We start from the raw sequence: 22,869 nt of genomic DNA, 5'->3' as shown, positions 1-22,869 counted from the left end.
TAATACAAGTTGTCATGTTTAATATCACTTTAATCATAATTAAAGTTCATTTATAATAAAATTTATTACATTATCTACAAACTATTTCCTATTGTTTTTTTATATATATTTTCATATATATTTTCATGTATATATTATTATACTAACATAGTGGAGTAGTTACAATGATATATCATAAATATTCCTCTAATATTATTAAAACTTACTATTTTAATAATTCAATAAATTAACTGTTTAAAACTATTTATGTAAACTTATTCATATATTTATAATAAAGAAAGCCATCTTAAAACCTTTTTAAGATAGCTTTTCTTTTTTATATTTTTATTATAACTTTTTTATTGGTTCTAATACATTTAAATAAAATTCCCATGTTCCTTTTTCATTCTTTATTTTTAGTATATGCTCTTCTAAACATGGTCTATTTGAATCCGAAGTGTATTCTTTGTCTTCCTCTAACATTTTTATTAATAAGTTCCATGAATCATACACTTCATTTGTACTACTTAATACTGCATATAATCCTCCTGGCAACCTTTTTTCTTCCATATACTTTGGTATTTCTATATCTTCAGGAATAGTTATACTAGCAGCCCATCCATACTTTTCAGTATCTTTATTATATTCAGTAGTATTAAATCCAAAAATCCTTGCTGTCCCCATTAAATTTTCTCTTTCTGCCCACTCTAATACTTTCTCTAAAGCTTCTTCTTCTGGTGAAGAACTTATTACATTATAAAAAGCTATCCTCATTTCAGGTAAGTTAATTATTTTCATTACTTCTGAATTTTTAATACTATTTTCCATAACATCATCTCCTATATTATTACAAGGAATTTGAAGTAAAAGTATTTTTTCTATATCCACAATTTTTCTAGATTCATCTTTAAACGCTGTCATAAAATTTAATTTTAAAATTAGATTATTTAATATCTCTTTTTCTCTAATAATTTCAATATTTTCATCATTTAATTTATTAATACGTTTCTTTATAACCTTTATAATTGTTTCTAAATCATTGTTTTCAAGTATAACCTTTATATCTTTCAAAGAAATATTAAATCCCCTTAAAAATTTAATTATACTTGCTTTATCTACTTCTTTGCCATCATACATTCTCCAACCAGATTGTAGATCTCTTGAGCTCCTTAAAAGCCCCTTCTCTTCCCAATATCTCAATGTACGACTTGTTAAACTTAATTCTTCTGATAAATCGTGAATTAGTTTAAAACTCATAATTCAACTCCTATTTTTTTAATATTTTTTAACCTCTGAAGTACCTCATAAGAAAATAATATCACTTGTCGTCGCGTCAATTGCAATACCTTTTTATAATCTATAATTGATTAATTCTATATAAAAATCCTCATATTCTCTTTTAAATGTTCAATTTTTTTGTTTCCTATCATAGAAGCATGTACACCTTTTGTATCTGTAATAAATTTCAACATTTCTTCTGTAGAATAATTTTTTTCTTTTATATCTTTCATTTGATTTAATGGACCATTAACATTTACTATAATCCCCAGTTCATTAGCTGCATCAATAGCTGTATAATAACTTCCATGTACTTTCTGATTTTTTAAAGTGTTTGCATTGGTGTTAATTTTATTATAGTTTAATTGTAAAAATTTCAAATGATGTTTATCCCCAGCAACATTTTTTGCTATATTAACTATTTTTTCTAATGATAAATATTCTAAATTATTTTCATTGCATGTAAGTGCCGACCAAGTAGCAATACCATAATTCATTATATTTCCACACTCTACTTGTCCCTCATAAAATTCAAATAAAAGTTCTAGCTGTTTATAAAATTTATCCTCACCTATTATACTTTTAGACCATTCTGGCTCATGTATATAATAAACATCTATAGTGTCTAGTCCTAAATTTTCTTTACTTTTATCAATAGCATATTTATGAAAATTAGGTGCTAATGTATGCTTGAAATTTTTAGATTCATCTATATTTACGTCTTCTCTTTTTAATATACCTTCCTTTATAAATATATTATCTAAGTAGTCTAATGGTCTTAATGGAATAGTTATATCTCCAAATATAATCCCTGCTTTACTTGATACTATAATTTCATCTCTTTTTATTTTTTTGTTATCAATAATCATGTTTTTCAACACTTTTCCAACATCTCTTTCTGATAACATCCCCCTATAACAAATTGCCGTATCAATAAAATTAATACCATTTTCAAGACCATAAATCAAAGATTCTTCATACTTTTTAGAATCAACTTCTGAAAAATCTCCCATAAAAGTTCCCATAGCCATAGGTAAACTTCTAAAATATTTACTTAACCTAGTTTTCTCTAAACTTATATTTTTCATTCTAAAGTAATTTTCTGTTCCTTCAATAGTAGCATAACCTTTAATTCCCATAAAATCACTCCTATTTTTTTATAATAATAATCCTGTAATGAAAAATTTAACAAAACCCAAATTTTTCATACAAGTTATATGCTGGTATATTATCACTATGAACATCCAAAATAACTTCTATATTCCCACTTTCAAACATATCATTTATACATTCTATCAATAATTCCGAAGCTACACACTTATTTCTATATGCTTCCAAAGTTCCTATTGTATATATATGAAACATCATATTTTTATCTACTATTCTTATCAATATCCCCACTGGTTTTTCATTGTCATAAGCACAAATAGTATATAATGTATTCACATCACCTAATTTCCCTAAAAATAAATTTTCTATATATTTCTCTGGCTTAGATGGATCAAAATCCGGATCTAATGAATTAGCCATAAACTTAGGTAAATATGTTTTCAAAAATACCTTTAATTCCTCTTCTTCTAACTTAACTTCTCTAATATCATAAATAGATTTACTAATAATTCTTTTATCTACATTCTTTTTTAATATATACTTCATAAACAACACTCCTCATTTTTACATTTTATGAAATATATATATATTGATTATGTATTTTTCTTTAACATTTAATCAACAAAAATATATAGATACTTCTTTTTTTTAATATATTATATTTCTTCAAATGAACCCTACACTTCATAATGCTTTTAAAGTTTTAATGTTAAAATTCCTTTATGTATTAAATAATGTTTTATAAAAATATAAAATGATACTTTAAATTAAATTACTCAAAAAAATAGTTTTAAAATAATATTTCATTTTAAAACTATTTTTCCTTTATTTTTGAATTTAGCCTTTTATAGGGTTCCAAGTTCAAATTCAAAATAACATCTTTATCAATTGAAAAACTTTTTTCTTTTATCAAGAAACAGGAATTATTTAAATTAGTATTTCTTTTAAAATTGATTTAGAAACTCTTATTAATTTGTGTTTTATTTTTAAGACCTGAACCCAAGGACGGGTTCAGCGACTGCCTAGACATAACGTCGTGTGAACTAAATTTAGAAATATGTAATTGAAAATTCAATGTATATTTTTTATAAATCAAGGAAGTAATTCGCATCAATAATGGCATTTTATTAATGTGAATTGCTGACGAAGAATTATGAAAAATAGACTAGAATTTAATTACATAGCTCTTAATTTAGTTCACTTATAGCCGTTTAGTCTTGGAAATAAAATGACAAATTCATTAGCGTTTCTTTGAAATTTTTATGAATAACGTTTTAAATAATTCCTGTTTCTTAGAATACTACCATTCTCATTTAATATTTGAATAATTTCATTTTTCAGCTTGGAACCATATATCGGGTTCCAAGTTCAAATTTTTAATAACACATTTATTAATTTTAAAGCTGTTATTTTATAATTTTCTATTTTTTCTAAAACACTTATAATTTAGTTATATTTTATATAGTGAATTAAAAATTTTCACAATAATTATCTATTATTTGTCCTGTTGCAGCATCTATAATTATTGGGAATTCACATTTATATTCTTTATTTACTTCTTCAACATCAGCCATCCAAATAGGCTTTACCTTATAAATTCCATCTTTCCTTCCATTATAAGTGTCTACCATATATTCTAATTCCATTTTTGTAACCTTAAAGGTTCTATCATCTTCATTTAAAAATGCTTTATTATTAATAGATTCAATTATATTTTCAAAGGGAAGTATTTCCACTTCACTATTCTTTGAAGAAAAATCCACTACATTTTCTATTTCTAAGTATTCAATTCCATTTTTAGAATATATTACTTGTATTGGTGCGTTTGATTCTTCTTTTGATTTAAACACATTGAAATACGGATGATATGTTGGCAATTTTTCATAATCTTGATTTATTACAAAATAATATGCATTATCTTCTTCTGTCCATGAAGGTTTATATTTACTTCTATCTTCATTTCCATTAACATCCATTACATATTCTTCATCTCTCATTGTCTTATAGTCAAGTGAGTAAGCTTTATAATTTGACCCCATTTCTATTCCTATATCTGTTAACGTTTTTTTTATCTTATTAAATGCATCTTTCCTTGTTGAAAATTCAAATTCTTTATCTAATGAAAATTTATCAGCATTATATCTTGAGTCTTTACTTTGTAATATAAATGCATTCAATAAATATTTAGATAAACCATTTTTTCTATAATTACATGATGAAGGTATGTTTCCAAATGAGATTGTGTTGCCATTTTCTCCTTCATAAGAAACACTTGTCGTTTCCCCTTTTACATCTTCTTCACTCTCATATACTTTTTTTATATTTTCTTTACCTAAAAACTTTTTCAATGCTTTATCTCTATTTATTCTTTGTGGTTTTGCATTACACTTATAAAAAGATTTTAATTCTTCAACATTCTCCACTATAACCTCAGCATCGAATGTTATTTTTTCAAATTCATTTTGATACTTGTTAGGAAATTTATAACTATGTTTTTCTTCTACATAATTTTCCATCAAGTAATTTTTACCACTTTCATATTTACATTCTTCTACATTCCCACCTTTTGCTAATGCTGTTCCTCCTAAAGTACTAGCTAATATAATACTAATTACAATTAATTTTTTTCCTTTCATAGAAATCTCCTCCTTATTATTTAATAAATTATATTTATCTTAACAAAGAGTTGTTTACTTATTGTCATCTAGTTGTATATTAGTTGTATATTAACTAAATTACATATAAAGAAACATTTAATTTTTTATTATCATTTTCTAACTTGAATCCATATTTTCCATTTTCACTAACAGCAGATTTTTCATCTTTGCTTATAATAAAACTTTCCCCAGTAAAATATTCATAGTATATTTTTAATTCTTTCATAACATTATGTGTATCAATTTGCTCTAGATTTTCTCCTGAAACTTGTAAATTTAATACCATTACATCATCTTTACTAAGCGTACCTATTATCTTATATTTTTCAATTGCCATTTCTACATTATCTACATATAAATCAGGAAATTCTTCCCTTGAATATTTTCTATAAATTTTTATATTGTAATTATACTCATTCCATTTACTTGGTCTTTCATTAAAAATATCTTTGCATACTTGAATTCTTGTAATAAATGTTCCAATTGCACCATCTAATAATTCAATGCCAAGGTTTTTATCTTCACTTAAGTTTACTACTACTTCTTCATCCCCTGTTTTAATGTATGCTAAATTTATAGTTCTATCTAAATAATAATATTTTTTATTATTTACTACATTTGTACTTTCTACTTTAATAGTTTTCTCTTTATTTATTATATCTTCTTCTAGTTTACTAAAAAAAATGTCTGATAGTATAATATTTACACCTAATATCCCTATAGTGATCACCACAAAAATTAAAATACTTACAACATTAGTTTTCATTTAATTCCCCCTCCATACCAAGTGAAAAACTTACAATTGTTCCTTCTCCAATTGTACTTTTATAAACTAATTGTGTATTATGTAATTTTGCAATTTTAGAAGCTAATGCAAGTCCTAATCCCGCTCCATGTAATTCTCTTGATCTTGACTTATTCACCATATAAAATGCTTCTGTTATTCTTTCTATATCTTCATTAGGAATTCCACATCCATTATCAATTATTGATATTATATATTTATCATTACATTTTTCTCCTATTAAATTAATCTCACTACTATTTGCCTTTATAGAATTATCAATTAAATTTAGAATAAGTGTTTTTAATAAATCATACTCTATTTTTACATATACATAATCATGTTTTATTGTGAACTTTACATTTTTCTCACTAGTAATTGGATCAATACTAGTTTTTATATCCTTAAAAAATTCTTCAATATTTATAATCTCCTTCACAAATTCTTGCTTATTAAGAACTATTAAATCCATCAATTTAAAAGATAATCCTTCTAATCTCATACCCTCATTAAAAATATACTCAGCAGCTTCCCTTACATGTTTTTGCTCTAATTTATTTCTATAAAGCATGTCAGCATAACCAATTATGGAAGTTAATGGTGTTTTTAATTCATGAGTAAAATTTGCTACAAAGTCTTCTTTTTGTCTTACTTGTAATTTTAATTCTTCTATATTTTCTTCAATTTTATCTGCCATGTTATTAAATGTATATCCAAGCTCTCCAATTTCATCCATGCTTCTTATTCGAACCCTCTTACTATAATCTCCATTATAAATTTTTATGCTCATCTGCTTTAATTCCTTGATTGGACGAGTTAAAATATAAGTTGTTCCAAACATAAGCATTGTACTTATACCCATTATTATCAAGAAAATATACCTACACTCTATCTCCATTTTATTTTTTTCTATAAAAATATTGGTAATATTTTTTTCCATTATAAGACTTAAACTTTGTTTACTATTTTGTAAATTTGCATAAATTACAACAAAATAATCATTTTCTATTTTTTTTATTACTGAGTGTATTTTCCCATCATTTATATTAGAAATTTCATCTATTTTATATTTATTATTAGAATTAGAAAATACTACATTATTTTTCTTATCATAAATTGACATAAAATAATTATCTCTAACTAGATTAGAAGCTTGTGAAGATATCTTAGATAATATACTTTCCACATTTCCACTAACATTATTTACTATAGATATATTAGGCTGCAATATAAATCTCATGGTTCTAAAATTATTTAGAGTATTATTCATTTCAAGTTCTATTAAATTTTTAAAATTGATTGATATCATGTAATATTCTAATAGAGATAACGATAGCGATATTACTATTACTGTTGATAAAAATATTTTTGTAAATACTTTCATTATTAAACCTCTAATCTATATCCTATTCTAAATACCGTTTTAATTTTTTCATTCCAATCCAGTTTTTTTCTTAATTTTTGTATATGTAAATCTAATGTACGTGTTTCCCCTGTATATTCTTCTTCCCAAACATTTTCATACAATTTATCTCTATATAGTGCAATATTTTTATTTCTTATAAGTTCAACCAATAATTTAAATTCCTTAATAGTTAATTCTATTTGCTTTCCATTTTTTAAAACTATATGTGAATCTAACTCTACTTTTACATCATCTATGCATATAGTTTTTTGAAACTTATTAGATCTACGCAATACACATTCTATTCTTGCTAGAAGTTCTCCAATCTGAAAAGGCTTAACTATATAATCATCTGCGCCTAATTTTAATCCCTTAATTCTATCATCAACTTGACTTTTAGCAGAAATAAAAATTACTGGAATATCTAGATATCTAACATATTCCATAATTTCATAGCCATTTACATTCGGCAACATGATATCTAATAATATTAGATCGTATTTATTTTTATCTATCATATCAATAGATTTTTCTCCATCGTAAACATAATCACACATGTAGCCTTCTGATTTTAGATTACTACAAATTAAATTTGAAATAGCTTTATCATCTTCAACAATTAAAATATTCAACATATATTTTAATCCCCCATATTTTTATTATCCTTCTAATTCTATACCCCTAATGTATATAAGTTGTAATTTTTTATTTCATAAAAAAACATTAATGGACTATCGAAACTAAATAAGTTCAATAGTCCATTAATGTTGAAAATTATAGTGTGTCTTTATAGTAAATTTTGTAAAAGTTATAGATATTAAAATTGTTCAATTAATTTTTATAGTTCCAGATATTTAAATATATAAAATTTTATATATTTAAACATTACTATATATAATTAAATCTGAGCTTAACTATTCTTTTGTATTTAATTGACTAACATTTAATAGTACATTGTATTTTAAATATCCTAAAGCAAGCAATATTGATGTCGTTGATATTGATAATACAATGGTGCCAAATATACTATTTTTTCCTAACATTTCTGCTATAATTGCAATTGCAAATTCTATAACAAAAATTTTTCTTGCTTTGTTTTTGTATATTTTAACTTCTACTTCTTCTAAAGGTTTTACATCATTTGCTACTGGTGCTAATGTAAAAATTAAAATTCCTGAAATAGCACTTAATAGCACTCCAAACTTCATTGTAAGTTCAAAGTTATTTATTAAAAAGAAACATATTATCATTATAACTACAGATAGTATATAACAACGATTTTTTGTATTCGCGTGATATCCACCAGCATAAGTTCTAAGTAACATGTAGGATATTAGGAATATTATACTTTGCCAAAATACATTAAATATAAACCCCAAAAAGAATGTTGTCAAAATGTTTATTAACATTAGAAACCCTTGGTATAATCCATATTCAATAATTTCCTTTTCTTCTTCATTTGCAAAACCTTTAATTATTAGCCAATTCGTAACATTACTTTGGTTTATTAGTTTCATTAGAATTTACGTAATTTTTTTGCGCTTTCTGGTAATCTAGGTTGATATGTTAAGAATGGACATGCTGTATTAGCACTTGCAGTTGTCACCTTTCTTGCCATTTCTGCTAACATACTTCCACATTTTTTTGATACTTGTTTCATAATTATCTCCCCCTTCTTTATACATATATTTTACCACTATAATTTAGCTAAATTTCATCTTTACAAAATTAGTATATATTAATTCCTTTTTTTACAGTTTTGTGTATATTTTTTAATATCTTCTTGTCATATATACAACAAAACATCCACTATTATGTAGCTTTTTTCCTCTTCTATAGTTAACATCCCATCATATTTTTCTACAATTTTCTCTACATTAGATAACCCTATACCATGCATTTTTTTATCATTTTTACTTGTAATTATTTTTCCATTTTGCTTCTTTATTACACCGTTATAATTATTCTTTATACTTATATATAAAACTCCTTTATCATATTGAATAAAAATATCCAATTCTCTATTTTTACATTTTTCTAAAGCTTCAATGGAATTTTTTAGTAAATTACCTAGTATAATATTCATATCAAATTTGTCTAGTTTTATATCCTCTGGAATACAAACTTTCACCTTAATATTATCTGTTATTTTTTTTGCTTCTAAAATCATATAATTCAATATTATATCTATAGCATTATTTCCAGTATTCACGTATTCATCTGGATTTTTTATAAATTCATCCATTGTATTTAAATACTCTACTATTTCTTTAACATTATTTTTTTTAGCCATATCCATAAGTTGTAATAAGTGATGTTTTATATCGTGCTTTAATGATTTTATATTATTTTGTGATTTTTCTATAATTTTTAATTGATTATCATAACTATGTAATTGACGCTCTAATAAATCTTTAGAATACTTTTCTTCATATGATTTTATAATAGAATCATATAGATAGAATATAACCATATTAATAAATAGTATAAAAGTACTCTCTGAAATAATCATCATTTTCTCTGTTGAATTAAAAACTAAAATTGCTATCATAAAAATACTTATAGTTGGTATTGCAATTAAAAAAACGCCATGCTTGGCTAACAATTCAAACTGATTTTTAGTAGACACTATTTTTTCAACAATTAACTCCAATATAAAAATAATTAATGTAGATATTATGCTTTCTACACCACTAAGATGTACATTGGAAACGTTTTGACCTAACAAAAAAACTATAAAACTATCAGCCACCATATTAATAACATAAATTAATACAACTGATAATATTTTTTTTAGTATGGTGTCATTATAAATAGATACTATTATTAATAAACCTACAATATTTGATATAATATTTAAAAGTGGAACATTGAAAATTACATATATACCACTTGTTGTAATATAAAATATAAAATATAGTATTAACTCTAACTTTTTATTTATAAATTCTCTATTATAAAAAACCCCTGCAAATCTATAGATAACATATACCCTGAACAAATTTGATGCTAAATTAACTAACTCACAATCTGTTCCCACTATTTATTCTCCTTTCTATGTTTCATAAGTTTAAGCCTAACTTCTTTTCTATTAGATTGACTAATATTAAGTACATCTCCATTAATCATTTTTAAACAGTCATATTTATACTCCATAATATAATTAAACTGAACTAAATATGATTTATGTATAAGTAAAAACTTATCTTTAGGCAACCTATCTCTTACATCTTCCAATTTATCATAAAATGATTGTTCTTCTTTATCATTCATTGTTACTATCTTTATTTTTTTACCTTCACTTGTAAAATACAGAATTTCTTTAAGTGGAATTCTATATAACGCTTTTCTAATACTAAAATCAAAAAATTCATTTTCTTTATCAATTAAATTAAATGCACTATTTAATACTTCTTTTATCTCTTTATCCACAATAGGTTTAATAAGAAAATCTAAAGGTCTTATTTTAAATAATTTCATAGCATAACTTTCCTTGGAAGATATATAAATAACTTGAGTAGTTTGATTTTTTAATGTATTTCTTAAAAATCGACCTACTTCTACACCATTCAAGTTTTCTAATTCAATATCTAAAAATATTATATCAAAATAATCATTTTTTTCCAAATAATCACAAAGTTTTTCTCCTGAATAAAATACCTCTGTATCTATTTCTAAATTTTTTTCCTCTCCATATTCCAATACAATATTTTCAATAGCTGAGCATGTACACTTTTCATCATCGCAGATTGCAATCTTTATCATAAATTAACCTCCATAAATTTATAATTAACCATAGAAATTTATTTATCTATTGAAATTCAATAACTATATTTTTATTATATCAAAAGATTTTTTTCTTTCTACTTAATAAACAATTTTTTTGCCAAATTTATACTGTATATACTATAACATGTTCTATTTTATACTTTTTTATATTAAATAGTAACATTAATGTAAATTTATATAAAATATAATAAAAGCAAATGCTCAAATTTTAATGTGCATTTGCTCTATATACTATCGGCTAGATGAAAGCTCTTTTAAGTTTTTACTTAACAATTTAATTTCATCTATTGATAAAGTCATTGAATTAATTTTTTCACCTTGTTCATTAATTAATTTTTCAATCTCATCAGTAGACACTAAATGTTCTTCGGTAATATTTCCAATACCTTCAATTTCATTTTTCATAGGATTGAAATTATTTATTACATTTTCAATAAATGCATGTTCTTCATATATATATTTACTAATTATTTCAAAATAATCCTCTATTTCACTAAAAGCATCATGTACATTATTTACAACTTTTATTCCTTTTTCTGCTGAAACATTTCCATCAGCTACTTTAACAACAGCATCTTTAGTACTATTATTAATTTCAGTAATAATGTCATAAACATTTTTTACAATATCATTTGTCTCTTCAGCTAATTTTTTTACTTCTTCCGCTACTATTGAAAATCCTTTTCCATATTCCCCCGCTCTAGCAGCTTCAATACTTGCATTTAGTGCTAGTAAATTAGTTTGCTCTGATATTTCATAAATATTATTAATTTCATTGTTTATCTTATCAATACTTTCTTTTAATACATTGACTGTTTCAAGTGATACATTTACAGAGCTTCTTATCATTCTCATAGTATCATTCATTGATTTAATTTCTTTAGCTCCACTAATAACATTTTTTCTCATATCATTTGATGTTTCATATATTTTGTTTGATATATTTCTAACTTCATCTAATGATGAGCTTGATTTACTTATTCCTAAATTTATTCCTGAAATACTATGTGCTATGTTTTGAACTCCATTATTTATTTCACTCATATTAACATTTATATTATTACTGTTCGTATTAACAAGCATAATATCTTTTGAAAATACATCTATGTTATCATCTAAATTAGTAGTGTTTTCTTTAATATTTATCAGAATTAAATTTAACTTTTCTATAAGTTCTTTACTTTCTAAAGATTTTTTGTTTGCAGCTTCAATCAACTTACTTCCCCAAATAGTAAGGAAATAAATTAATATTATAACTCCATTTAATATAGCAAAGAAATTTAACATACTTGATATTGAAAATTTCCCACTTAAAATACTGCTAGGATTAATAAAGAATATAATTATAATACAAATATCTAAAATCATTGCATTAATAATTAATAGTTTTTTGTTAAAATATAATGCTGAACATATAATTCCTGCAACAAAAACTAATATATCTGCTGCAACAGTTTTTTCATTAAAACTTCCTAATAATAAATATCCTACATTAGAAAGTATAATAATACAACTAAAAGACATTGCTTTTATTATATCCTTTATTTTGAAAAAATATATTGCTGTTGAAAGTATACTAACTATTATGAATGGCAATAACTCATCTATACGTATTTCAAAGTTATTCATAGATATAGTTGTTAAACTCATAAGTAAACATATACCTATTATCGTTATATAATTAACCTTATGTATTTTTTCAAAACTAAAATGCGACTCTTTTTCCATTTTTACACCTCTTTTAACTTTAACTTTAACTTTAGTGTAAATATCGACATTTTTCATCATAATCTTTAATTCAAAATCTATATTTTTACTTATTTTCATATTTATTTATATTGTTTTAATATATTTTTTTGAAATTATTGTGTTTCAAATTAAATTTTTGCCTTTATTTTTAAAACCTAAAAAAGACATATCATTAATTGTTCTAACTTGTATTTCATAATAAATTGATACAATTTAAAATAGGATCAGGAAATTTATCCCAATCCTTACTTCATATTTACAATATCTAATTTATATATCTCTTACTAACTTTGCTACATTTTCAACATGATGTGTTTGTGGAAACATATCTACTGGCTGTACTTCTAATGTTTTATAACCTAATGTATCTAATATATTTAAATCTCTTGCTAATGTTGCTGGATCACATGAAACATAAACAATTTTTTCTGGCGCCATTTTAGCTATTGCATGTAATAAGCTTTCTTCACAACCTTTTCTTGGTGGATCAACAACTACTACATCTGCTTTAACACCATTTTCTATTAACTTAGGTATTTCTTTTTCAGCTTCTCCAACTATAAATTGTGCATTCTTTACATTATTTTCTTTGGCATTTCTTATTGCATTTTCTATAGCTTGTGGTATTATCTCTACCCCATACACTCTTTTAGCCTTTTGTGATAAAAATAATGATATAGTTCCTGTCCCACAGTAAGCATCAAATACTACTTCATTACCTTTTAAATCTGCATATTCTAAAGCTTTATTATATAAAACTTCTGTTTGTAATGAATTTATTTGGAAAAATGATAATGGAGATATATTAAATTTAAATTCACCAATAAAATCAGTAATAGTTTCACTTCCATATAAAACTTTGCATTTTTGTCCTAATATAACATTAGTTTTCTTATCATTTATATTTTGTATAATACTATCCACATTTTCTATATTTTTTCTAATGTTATCCACAAATTCTTCACTGTTAGGTAGCTTATTTCCATTAGTTACTATAACAACCATTACACTACCTGTCTTAAAGCCTTTTCTTATCATTATGTGTCTAACTATTCCAGTATTAGTTTCTTCATTATATGTTGGTATATTGAATTCTTTTATCCATTCTTTAGTTATACTTATTACCTTATCTCCAACTTCATCTTGAATATAGCAGCATTCCATATTTATAATATCATGACTTCTTGGAGCATAAAATCCTACTAAAACTTCACCATCTTTATTTTTTCCAACGGGTAATTGAACTTTATTTCTATAATTGTATGGATGTTCCATACCTAAAGTATTATGTACTTTTACATCATCTAATTTCCCTATTCTCTTTAAAACTTCTTTAACTCTTTCCGTTTTAAATTCTAATTGCGATTCATATGTTGTATGTTGTAAGTTACAACCTCCACATCTTTTATAAGTCACACATACTGGTTCTGATCTATAATCAGATTTTTCTATAACCTCTAATAATTTTCCTACTCCATAATTTTTATTAACTTTTATTATTTTTATTTTTACTTTTTCACCTTTTAATGCACCGTCTATAAAAACAGTAAAATTATCTATCTTTGCTACACCTTCACCTTGATGTCCATTATTTTCAATCTCAACTATATATTCTTGATTTTTTTCAACTGTACTATTAAATTTATTTTCTTTACTCATAAAAATCACCTTTCATTAATAAGGACTTTTTCAATTTATATAATAATATTATTAGTTTCTCTTAAAATTTCACATTTATCTATTTTATCAAAAAACAACTTATTTTTAAAGCATAGTAAAGTAAAAATCAGAACAAATTGATAGAATTTATTCTGATTTCTACTTTAAATAGCTTTATAATACATTATGTTATTATTTATATCTTCTTTTACCTTACCTAAATTTTTTAAGTATTGTAAATGAGCCATTACTTCCCCTACTGCAAACCATTTTTGTGAATTCGGAAAATCATCCCAATCTTTACATCTAATTGCCCAAGTCATCTCTGTGGCTATATCTCTAGGACTTTTCTTGTCACTTTTTACTATGTCTAATATCTCATTTATTCTTTCATTATGATGATGAAAAATTTCATTTATTCGTTGTTTATGATCACTTACATCACTTCTATGTGCTGTAAATAAATATTTTATATCATAATCATATATTTTGTTTAAATTTTCAAAATATACTTTTAACGCATCCATTTCAAAACTCCAAAATGTTATATTGGGAGTTATTCTATCTAAAATATGGTCTCCACAAAAGAATATTTTATGTTCCTTATCATAAAGTCCAATTTGTCCTGGAGTATGTCCTGATATATCTATAACTTTAAAATTATATTCCCCAACCTCCAATTTATCTCCATCTTTTAAAAATGTAAAATTCATTTTTTCTCTAGGACAATATTTGTATCCTGGATGATTACTATATGAAACATTATCTTTTTCTAGGTCAAAACAAACTTTTCTTTTTTCAAAGTTTTCCCAGTACTCAATAGTTGTCATTTTATTTATAAGTTGTCCATCTTTTTCACTAGCATAAATTTTTACGCCTTTTTTAAAAAGTTCTGATGCCATACCTGAATGATCCGAATGTAAATGAGTTAAAAATAATTCTGTTTTGTTAAAATCCAACTTTAATTCTTCAATTCCTTTAAAAAATACATCTCTACATTCTTCTATATTAAATCCTGTATCTATAATTAAATTTTTATCCTTTGATTTAATTATATAGCTTTTTATTGCTTTCAATGGATTTTTAGGTAATGGTATTTCATTTACGTAAATATTTTTATAAACTTCTTTTAACATATTGCTATCCCCCTATACATTGCCTCAATTATAAATTCTATTAATAATTCAAATTCACCTCTATTTTTATAAAATTTAAATATATTGACTATAAGATTATTAATTGACATTACAACTTCATATTTAATGGATAGATTTATACTTTTAATTAATTTACAAGTATAATTTTACTGCTAAAAAAGGAGCTAAATTCAAGCTCCTTAAAATATGTTTATTTCCTAAAGGTTTCACATTCTGTTCTTATGTTTGATAATGCAGCATGACCATTTATGTATATATAATCTGCAGTACATGTGTTTCCCATATTGTACATACATTTTTGAGCATCACATTGTATGTGAGGTGACATTTCTATTGATGTATTGCTAAATGCTTGCATTATTTCTCCTCCAATATTTACATTAAATATATTGGATAAAGAATTTCTTAATCCTTGTTCTGCAAAAGTATCACATTGAGTATATATACTGCTTTCTGCATCTCTTCCACTTATTTTAATGGTGTTAGCTGTACATAAACCATTTCCATTATATAGACAATTTCGTGCTGTGCAACTTAGTGTTCCACTCATAAAATCACATCCTATTTCATTAAATATTTCATTAAAGCACTAAAATAAATTTAATGTTTAATTTTCTTATATAGATATATTGTGTGAAAATAGGAATATTTTATGTATAAAAAATGCTATTAAATAATTTTATTTAATAGCATTTTTCTACATTTATTTTATTTTATTTTATTTTAAATTTATTAACTTCTTCTTTCATTTCTTTTGTCATTTCTGTTAATTTCATTGCTGAACTCGCTACTTCTTCAGATGAAGCATTCATTTCTTCTGATATAGCTGCTATTTCTTCTGATGATGCTGAAACCTCTTCTGATACCGACATAACATTTTGAACTTTATTGCTTATTTCATTCTTCTTTTCAATTATAACATTACCCATAGCTTCACTATTTTGAATTTTAGGGTTCATTTCATCCACTGCATCCTTTATTTTTTCAAATGTCTCAATAGCATTATTAATTATATCTCCTTGAGAATCTATTTCACTTTTCACTTTTGCAGTTGTATCAACCATAATATGTGTTTCATCAAATACAGTATTAAGTAATCCAGTTATATCATTAGCAGACAATTTACTTTGTTCCGCAAGTTTTCTTATCTCATCTGCTACAACAGCAAAACCTCTTCCTTCTTCACCTACACGTGCAGCCTCAATCGCAGCATTTAATGCTAGTAAATTAGTTTGCTCTGATATACTATTCATCACTGTTATAATTTCATTTATCTTATTCATATTTCCTTCAACAGAATTAACTTTATTTACTAGATTTTCAAATGCTTCATTTACATTTTTCACAGATATAACAACTCTATTCATATCTGTATTATTTTTTTCTGACAAATCGTAAATATTTTTATTTTCCTCTCCTATTTCTCTAATAGAGTTCATAACTTCCTCTATACTTGTGTTAAAGTCATCAAACATTGTTACCATGCTATTCATGTCTTCAGATTGACTTTCTGTTCCTTTTGCAACATCTTGTATAGAATTTGCTACTGAATCTGTTGAACTTGACATTTCTTCTGATACACTAGCTAAATTTTCACTATATGAATCTATCATATCTGCATTTTCTTTTACAGTACTTATAGCAGAATTTATTGATTGTTGCATATTTTTCATGGCTTTAGTCATTATTCCAATTTCATCACTTCTCACGATTAAATTCTCATCAAATTCAGCTGTCATATCACCTTTAGACATATTATCAATAAAACTAGTTGATTTTTTTAATGCCTTGCTTATACCTCTAACTTGATAAAATACAACTAATCCACCTAATGTAGCACATATTAAAGATACTATTATTGAAACAATTTTAATAATTGTTACTGACTTTAAAATTTCATTTTTACTGATTTCCACTCCCAATGTCCAATTTGTTTGTGGAATATTATGATATGCTAAATATATACTCTCTCCACTTTTATTTTTATATATTTCTATACCTTGTTCATTTTTAATCATATTTTCTAATGATTCTTTGAATCCTTCAAATTTGCCACCAGCAGATACTTCATCATTTAAATTTAAATTGCCAACATCACTTTCATTTTTTGATGCTATCACTTCACCACTATTATCTATTATATATGCCTCTGAACATCCTCCAATTTCTATGTTTTTTACAGTATCACTAAATACATTTGCTTCTTTAACTGCTACTATAACACTATGAACTTCTCCTTTTGAATTTTTAATAGGAGTTGCATATACACTAATTAATTTTCCATTATCTATTTCATTTACACTTTTCATAGGATTGCTTATTACTGTTTTTCCATTCATAGCATCTTTAAAATATTCTCTTTCCTTAATATTAGTGCTACTATTATTGAAAATAACATTACCTTCTTTGTCTGCAATACCTAATCTTAAAAATCCATTCACTTCAATGTTTGACTCTAAAATTTTAACTTTTTCTTTATTTGATATATTATCGTCCATTATCCTATCTTGTAATGCTATATTTTCTATTACCAGCGAACTAGTTTCTATATTTTCATATATATAATTTGCACACATATTAGTTGTTTGTGGTAATGTATCCCCTAACAAGTCTTCTAAAGCTCTCTCCGATACATATATTGATATAGCTGCTAACAATAACGATATTAAAAGTATAATACCAATAAATGTAGCAATTAGCTTTGAACCAATGCTTTTTGAGCTCATTTCAAAAATTTTTTTCATTCTAATTCCTCCATAATTACTTTATAATTTATCACCATAATATTCATCACATTAAAAAAACATAATTTAAAAATATAATTTTCTTAACGTCATGAACATTGACATATTAATTCTCGTATGGAATATTTATTATTTTATACTTTTCCTTTAATTTTAGTTTAATTTTACTTTTATTAAAAATTTTATACTTTTTTTCTTTTAAAAGTTATATATTCAAATTAAATGTAGAATAAATGAACTATATGAAATTTAATTAATATAAATAAATAATAAAAAGAGAGAACCTTTTAGTAAATTCTCTCTTTTTATATAATAATATTTTCTATATATGCTATTGTATTTTAAATTTATTTATTTCATCCTTCATACTTTTTGTCATTTCTGTCAATTTTAAAGCTGAGCTTGCTACTTCTTCTGATGAAGCATTCATTTCTTCTGATATAGCTGCTATTTCTTCTGATGATGCTGATACTTCTTCTGACACTGACATAACATTTTGTACTTTATTACTTATTTCATCTTTCTTTTGAATTATAATGTTTCCCATAGCTTCACTATTTTGAATTTTAGGATTCATATCATCAACTGCGTATTTTATTTTTTCAAATGTCTCAATAGCATTATTAATTATATCGCCTTGAGAATCTATTTCATTTTTTACATTAGCAGTTGTGTCAACCATAATATGTGTTTCATCAAATACAGTGTTAAGCAATTCTGTAATATCATTAGCTGATAATTTACTTTGTTCTGCAAGTTTTCTTATTTCATCTGCAACAACAGCAAAACCTCTGCCTTCTTCACCTACACGTGCAGCTTCAATTGCAGCATTTAATGCTAGTAAGTTAGTTTGCTCTGATATACTATTCATAACCGTTATAATTTCATTTATCTTATTCATGTTACCTTCAACTGAATTAACTTTATTTACTAGGTTTTCAAATGCTTCATTTACATTTTTTACAGATATAACAACTCTATTCATATCTGTATTATTTTTTTCTGATAAATCATAAATATTTCTATTTTCTTTTCCTATTTCTCTAATAGATCTCATAACTTCTTCTATACTTGTATTAAAATCATCAAACATTGTTACCATGCTATTCATGTCTTCAGATTGACTTTCTGTTCCTTTTGCAACATCTTGTATAGAGATTGCTACTGAATCTGTTGAGCTTGACATTTCTTCTGATACACTAGCTAAATTTTCACTGTATGAATCTATCATATCTGCATTTTCTTTTACCGTACTTATTGCTAAATTAATGGATTGTTGCATATTTTTCATAGCCTTAGCCATTAATCCAATTTCATCTTTTCTATTAACTAAATTGTTTTTTACTTCTACAGTCATATCTCCATTAGCAAGTGTATCTAATGTATTTGTTGCTTCTTTTAACATTTTACCTATTGGTCTTATTTGATAAAATATAATTAAACTGCCTAGTACTAAACATGTTAAAGCTACTATGGATATATACAATTGCATATTTTTTAAGTCTTTTAAAATTTCACCTTTCTCCATTTGAATACCTACAGTCCAATCTGTATCTTTAATATTTTCAAAACTTAAAAATATAGCTCCTGTTCCTTTTCCATATTCCTCAATACCATTTTCTTCAGATAACATTCTATTTAATGGATCTTTAAGATCTTTAAATTTTGGATTTTTTTCACATTCTTCTTTTAAATTAAGTTTGCCGACCAATTCAATATCTTTATCTGCTACAACCTGTCCTGTACTATTAACTACAAAAGCTTCTCCACCTTTACCTAAATTTATATTTTTTACTATGTCGCTAAATACTGATGCATCACTTATTGCCATTAATACACTATCCACATTCCCTTTTTCATCTTTTATTGGTGTAGCATACCCAATTATTACTGCACCATTATCTTTTTCATTAATACTTGGCATAGGTGTACTAATTGTTGTTTTTCCTTTTAATGCCTCTTTAAAATACTCTCTTTCAGATACATTTAATTTACTATCATTGAAAACACCATTTCCATTTTTGTCTGCTATTCCTATTCTAAAAAAATTATTAGGCTCTAAATAATTTTCTAAAATTTTTATCTTTTGTTCTATTGAAACTCTACTATTTTTTATATCATTTTCTAATGCAATATTTTCTACTACTCTTTTATCACTTTTTATAATTTGCTCTATGTATGATGAACACATCTCTGTTGTTTCTGGCAATGATATATTTAATAGATTATGTAATGCTTTAGATGATATAATTCCAGATATTAGACTTAATGAGCTACATATTACAAATGTAACTACAATAAAACTTATTAATAGTTTTGATGCTATACTTCTTTCATTATTTTTAATATTTGCTTTTCTCATAAAAACCCCCCCAATATACACATAATAACACTTTAAATTAAATGTAAATGTATACTTATATATACTTTTTTCGTTTGTTTTCCCATTTTCTTAACAAAAAATTTACATATATACAACATTATTATATATATTATACAAAGAATATGTAAACAGCATTATTATGAAAACTTATAAATTTACACAAAAAAGAACACCCCTAAGGGTGTCAATAATAAATAAATCAGTTGCCAAACATATTCCTCTTAATTTTATCCATCTTTTTACACTATTATTCATGTATAAAAATTTTATGGATAACCTATAAAGTATTATTATACTAAAAAAAATTTAGTTTGAAAACCTATTATTTTAATTTTTATTTATTTTTTTTATTTACTTACATTTGCTTTTCCGCTATAAACTATTCCAACACCCTTTTTAGAGTGAATAGTTATAAATGAACCTGTTTTTATTATTGATTTTGCATCTGCTGAATTGTATATTATAGGAATATCTTTAGATGTACATTCTATTATTACACTTGAACTCATTTCATCTTCTTCTACTATTATAGCTTCAGCTTTATCTATTAAATCAATATATTCTCGTCCTAATCTATTTACAACTAAAATGCTTCCTGATGGCATATTATCTTGTGCATCTTTAGCATTTTCTGCATAGAAAGCTGTTCCATATGATGTTTTTTCAATTGTTCCAATTCCTTGTAATAATATATCTCCAATAATATGAACTTTCATCATATTAGTACTTCCCACAAAGTTTGCTGGAACTCCAGCTACCATTACAACAAGATCTCCTCTTTTTACATATCCTGCATCTAATGAAACTTTTGCACATTTATCCATAAGTTCATCTGTATTATCTACTTTTTCTGTTGTTATTGAATATACACCCCAATTTAAAGCCAAACTTCTTGCAACTTTCTCACTTGGAGTTACTGCTATAATTGGACATTGTGGTCTATATTTAGAAACTTGCTTAGTTGTATGGCCACTTTGTGTTGCTGTTATTATTGCTGCTGCATTTAATTCTATTGCTGTTGTACATGTTGCTAAACTTATTGCATTTGAAACATTTGGAATATGACTTTTTCTACTATGGTATAATTTTGAGTCATAATTTATGTGTTTTTCTGCTGTTTTAGCTATATTAGCCATTGTCTTTACAACTTCTATTGGATACTTTCCATTAGCAGTTTCACCACTTAACATTATTGCATCAGTTCCATCAAATATAGCATTTGCAACATCTGATGCTTCTGCTCTAGTCGGTCTTGGATTTCTTATCATAGAATCTAACATTTGAGTAGCTGTAATTACTGGTTTTCCAGCTATATTACATTTTTCTATAATCATTTTTTGAACTACTGGCACTTCTTCTGCTGGAATCTCAACACCTAGATCTCCTCTTGCTACCATTATTCCATCTGAGAATTTTATTATTTCATCTATATTATTAACACCCTGTCTATTTTCAATTTTAGAGAATATTTGTATAGATTCTCCTCCATTTTTAGCCAAAACTTTTCTTATATCTAATACATCAGATGCTTTTCTTATGAAAGATGCAGCTACAATATCAACTTCATTGGCAGCACCAAATTTTAAATCTGAAACATCTTTTTCTGTAAGAGCAGGTAAATTTATTGCTACATTAGGTACATTTATACCTTTATTATTTCCTATAACACCTGAATTTTTAACAATGGTTTTTATAACTTTATCTTCTACTTCTACAACTTCTAAAGCTACTAATCCATCATTTATTAAAATTATATCTTTAGGTTCAATATCTTCATTTAAATTACTATATGTTACTGAACATTTAGTTTCATCCCCTAAAATCTCTTCTCCACAATATATAGAGAATTCTGTTCCCTGTACAAGTTCTACTGTATCATTTTCGAATTTATGAGTTCTAATTTCAGGGCCTTTAGTATCTAATACTATAGCTATGTGTTTTTTTAATTCTTTTCTAGCTTCCTTTATCATGTCAATTCTATTTTTATGTTCTTCATGACTTCCATGTGAAAAATTAAGTCTAGCTGCATTCATTCCATTTTTCATAAGTTCTTTTATTATTTCTTTGTCATCTGTAGTTGGTCCTATTGTACACACTATTTTTGTCTTTTTCATACGTTTCATCCTCTCTACAACTTGTTCTTCTTCTGTATAGCCCTCTATATTTTTCATTTTT

At 25.0% G+C, this 22,869-nt stretch carries 18 protein-coding genes; all 18 read right to left on the bottom strand.

Annotated elements, in window-relative coordinates; translation table 11 throughout:
• Window positions 1-327: 327 nt before the first annotated feature.
• Window positions 328-1,236, bottom strand: coding sequence for a MerR family transcriptional regulator (locus AC07E4_RS06025; RefSeq protein WP_478215941.1), 909 nt, complete (start codon window positions 1,234-1,236; stop codon window positions 328-330).
• A gap of 116 nt (window positions 1,237-1,352) precedes the next feature.
• Window positions 1,353-2,396 (bottom strand): aldo/keto reductase, encoded by a 1,044-nt coding sequence (locus AC07E4_RS06020; protein WP_478215940.1) that lies wholly within the window; start codon window positions 2,394-2,396, stop codon window positions 1,353-1,355.
• Between the two features lie 46 nt (window positions 2,397-2,442).
• Window positions 2,443-2,913, bottom strand: coding sequence for a GNAT family N-acetyltransferase (locus tag AC07E4_RS06015; RefSeq protein ID WP_478215939.1), 471 nt, complete (start codon window positions 2,911-2,913; stop codon window positions 2,443-2,445).
• A gap of 923 nt (window positions 2,914-3,836) precedes the next feature.
• Window positions 3,837-5,003 (bottom strand): hypothetical protein, encoded by a 1,167-nt coding sequence (locus AC07E4_RS06010; RefSeq protein WP_478215938.1) that lies wholly within the window; start codon window positions 5,001-5,003, stop codon window positions 3,837-3,839.
• A gap of 94 nt (window positions 5,004-5,097) precedes the next feature.
• On the bottom strand, window positions 5,098-5,790 hold the full coding sequence (locus AC07E4_RS06005; protein WP_478215937.1) for a hypothetical protein: 693 nt from the start codon (window positions 5,788-5,790) through the stop codon (window positions 5,098-5,100).
• Entirely contained in the window at window positions 5,780-7,192 is a 1,413-nt protein-coding gene (locus AC07E4_RS06000) for a sensor histidine kinase (RefSeq protein WP_478215936.1), read from the bottom strand. Before AC07E4_RS06000 ends, AC07E4_RS06005 begins: the two co-directional genes overlap by 11 nt.
• 2 nt (window positions 7,193-7,194) lie before the next feature.
• Window positions 7,195-7,848: a response regulator transcription factor gene (locus AC07E4_RS05995; protein ID WP_478215935.1), complete on the bottom strand. Its 654-nt coding sequence runs from the start codon at window positions 7,846-7,848 to the stop codon at window positions 7,195-7,197.
• A 279-nt stretch (window positions 7,849-8,127) separates the two neighbouring features.
• On the bottom strand, window positions 8,128-8,730 hold the full coding sequence (locus AC07E4_RS05990) for an accessory gene regulator ArgB-like protein (protein WP_478215934.1): 603 nt from the start codon (window positions 8,728-8,730) through the stop codon (window positions 8,128-8,130).
• Window positions 8,730-8,873, bottom strand: a complete 144-nt coding sequence (locus AC07E4_RS05985) for a cyclic lactone autoinducer peptide (protein ID WP_074432740.1) — start codon at window positions 8,871-8,873, stop codon at window positions 8,730-8,732. The genes AC07E4_RS05990 and AC07E4_RS05985 overlap by 1 nt, the downstream gene beginning before the upstream one ends.
• 126 nt (window positions 8,874-8,999) lie before the next feature.
• A complete protein-coding gene (locus tag AC07E4_RS05980) occupies window positions 9,000-10,253 on the bottom strand; it encodes a sensor histidine kinase (protein ID WP_040330509.1) in 1,254 nt (417 codons plus the stop codon).
• Entirely contained in the window at window positions 10,253-10,978 is a 726-nt protein-coding gene (locus AC07E4_RS05975; protein ID WP_040330510.1) for a LytR/AlgR family response regulator transcription factor, read from the bottom strand. The genes AC07E4_RS05980 and AC07E4_RS05975 overlap by 1 nt, the downstream gene beginning before the upstream one ends.
• A gap of 255 nt (window positions 10,979-11,233) precedes the next feature.
• A complete protein-coding gene (locus AC07E4_RS05970; protein ID WP_478215933.1) occupies window positions 11,234-12,730 on the bottom strand; it encodes a methyl-accepting chemotaxis protein in 1,497 nt (498 codons plus the stop codon).
• Window positions 12,731-13,021: 291 nt separating this feature from the next.
• Window positions 13,022-14,410: a 23S rRNA (uracil(1939)-C(5))-methyltransferase RlmD gene (gene rlmD / locus AC07E4_RS05965; RefSeq protein ID WP_478215932.1), complete on the bottom strand. Its 1,389-nt coding sequence runs from the start codon at window positions 14,408-14,410 to the stop codon at window positions 13,022-13,024.
• 164 nt (window positions 14,411-14,574) lie between these two features.
• Complete coding sequence (locus AC07E4_RS05960; RefSeq protein ID WP_478215931.1) at window positions 14,575-15,546, bottom strand: MBL fold metallo-hydrolase; 972 nt, start codon at window positions 15,544-15,546, stop codon at window positions 14,575-14,577.
• A 211-nt stretch (window positions 15,547-15,757) separates the two neighbouring features.
• Entirely contained in the window at window positions 15,758-16,117 is a 360-nt protein-coding gene (locus AC07E4_RS05955; RefSeq protein ID WP_040330514.1) for a DUF1540 domain-containing protein, read from the bottom strand.
• Between the two features lie 163 nt (window positions 16,118-16,280).
• The gene (locus tag AC07E4_RS05950) at window positions 16,281-18,311 is read right to left on the bottom strand and encodes a methyl-accepting chemotaxis protein (protein WP_478215930.1); all 2,031 of its coding nucleotides are present in this window, start codon (window positions 18,309-18,311) and stop codon (window positions 16,281-16,283) included.
• A 331-nt stretch (window positions 18,312-18,642) separates the two neighbouring features.
• A complete protein-coding gene (locus AC07E4_RS05945; protein ID WP_040330515.1) occupies window positions 18,643-20,673 on the bottom strand; it encodes a methyl-accepting chemotaxis protein in 2,031 nt (676 codons plus the stop codon).
• Window positions 20,674-21,041: 368 nt separating this feature from the next.
• Entirely contained in the window at window positions 21,042-22,808 is a 1,767-nt protein-coding gene (gene pyk / locus AC07E4_RS05940) for a pyruvate kinase (RefSeq protein ID WP_478216032.1), read from the bottom strand.
• Between the last annotated feature and the right edge of the window lie 61 nt (window positions 22,809-22,869).

This window comes from Clostridium amazonense (genome assembly GCF_056431285.1).
Note: the sequence above shows the minus strand (reverse complement) of the source record. Positions and strands in the feature narration are given on the sequence as shown.

What these genes read in the sequence shown, in the direction of transcription:
- AC07E4_RS06010 (WP_478215938.1), bottom strand. Translation starts at nt 5,003, where the DNA reads ATGAAAGGAAAAAAATTAATTGTAATTAGTATTATATTAGCTAGTACT.
- AC07E4_RS05990 (WP_478215934.1), bottom strand. Translation starts at nt 8,730, where the DNA reads ATGAAACTAATAAACCAAAGTAATGTTACGAATTGGCTAATAATTAAA.
- AC07E4_RS06025 (WP_478215941.1), bottom strand. Translation starts at nt 1,236, where the DNA reads ATGAGTTTTAAACTAATTCACGATTTATCAGAAGAATTAAGTTTAACA.
- AC07E4_RS05970 (WP_478215933.1), bottom strand. Translation starts at nt 12,730, where the DNA reads ATGGAAAAAGAGTCGCATTTTAGTTTTGAAAAAATACATAAGGTTAAT.
- AC07E4_RS06000 (WP_478215936.1), bottom strand. Translation starts at nt 7,192, where the DNA reads ATGAAAGTATTTACAAAAATATTTTTATCAACAGTAATAGTAATATCG.
- AC07E4_RS05955 (WP_040330514.1), bottom strand. Translation starts at nt 16,117, where the DNA reads ATGAGTGGAACACTAAGTTGCACAGCACGAAATTGTCTATATAATGGA.
- AC07E4_RS05945 (WP_040330515.1), bottom strand. Translation starts at nt 20,673, where the DNA reads ATGAGAAAAGCAAATATTAAAAATAATGAAAGAAGTATAGCATCAAAA.
- AC07E4_RS05985 (WP_074432740.1), bottom strand. Translation starts at nt 8,873, where the DNA reads ATGAAACAAGTATCAAAAAAATGTGGAAGTATGTTAGCAGAAATGGCA.
- AC07E4_RS05975 (WP_040330510.1), bottom strand. Translation starts at nt 10,978, where the DNA reads ATGATAAAGATTGCAATCTGCGATGATGAAAAGTGTACATGCTCAGCT.
- rlmD (WP_478215932.1), bottom strand. Translation starts at nt 14,410, where the DNA reads ATGAGTAAAGAAAATAAATTTAATAGTACAGTTGAAAAAAATCAAGAA.
- AC07E4_RS06005 (WP_478215937.1), bottom strand. Translation starts at nt 5,790, where the DNA reads ATGAAAACTAATGTTGTAAGTATTTTAATTTTTGTGGTGATCACTATA.
- pyk (WP_478216032.1), bottom strand. Translation starts at nt 22,808, where the DNA reads ATGAAAAAGACAAAAATAGTGTGTACAATAGGACCAACTACAGATGAC.
- AC07E4_RS05950 (WP_478215930.1), bottom strand. Translation starts at nt 18,311, where the DNA reads ATGAAAAAAATTTTTGAAATGAGCTCAAAAAGCATTGGTTCAAAGCTA.
- AC07E4_RS06015 (WP_478215939.1), bottom strand. Translation starts at nt 2,913, where the DNA reads ATGAAGTATATATTAAAAAAGAATGTAGATAAAAGAATTATTAGTAAA.
- AC07E4_RS05995 (WP_478215935.1), bottom strand. Translation starts at nt 7,848, where the DNA reads ATGTTGAATATTTTAATTGTTGAAGATGATAAAGCTATTTCAAATTTA.
- AC07E4_RS06020 (WP_478215940.1), bottom strand. Translation starts at nt 2,396, where the DNA reads ATGGGAATTAAAGGTTATGCTACTATTGAAGGAACAGAAAATTACTTT.
- AC07E4_RS05960 (WP_478215931.1), bottom strand. Translation starts at nt 15,546, where the DNA reads ATGTTAAAAGAAGTTTATAAAAATATTTACGTAAATGAAATACCATTA.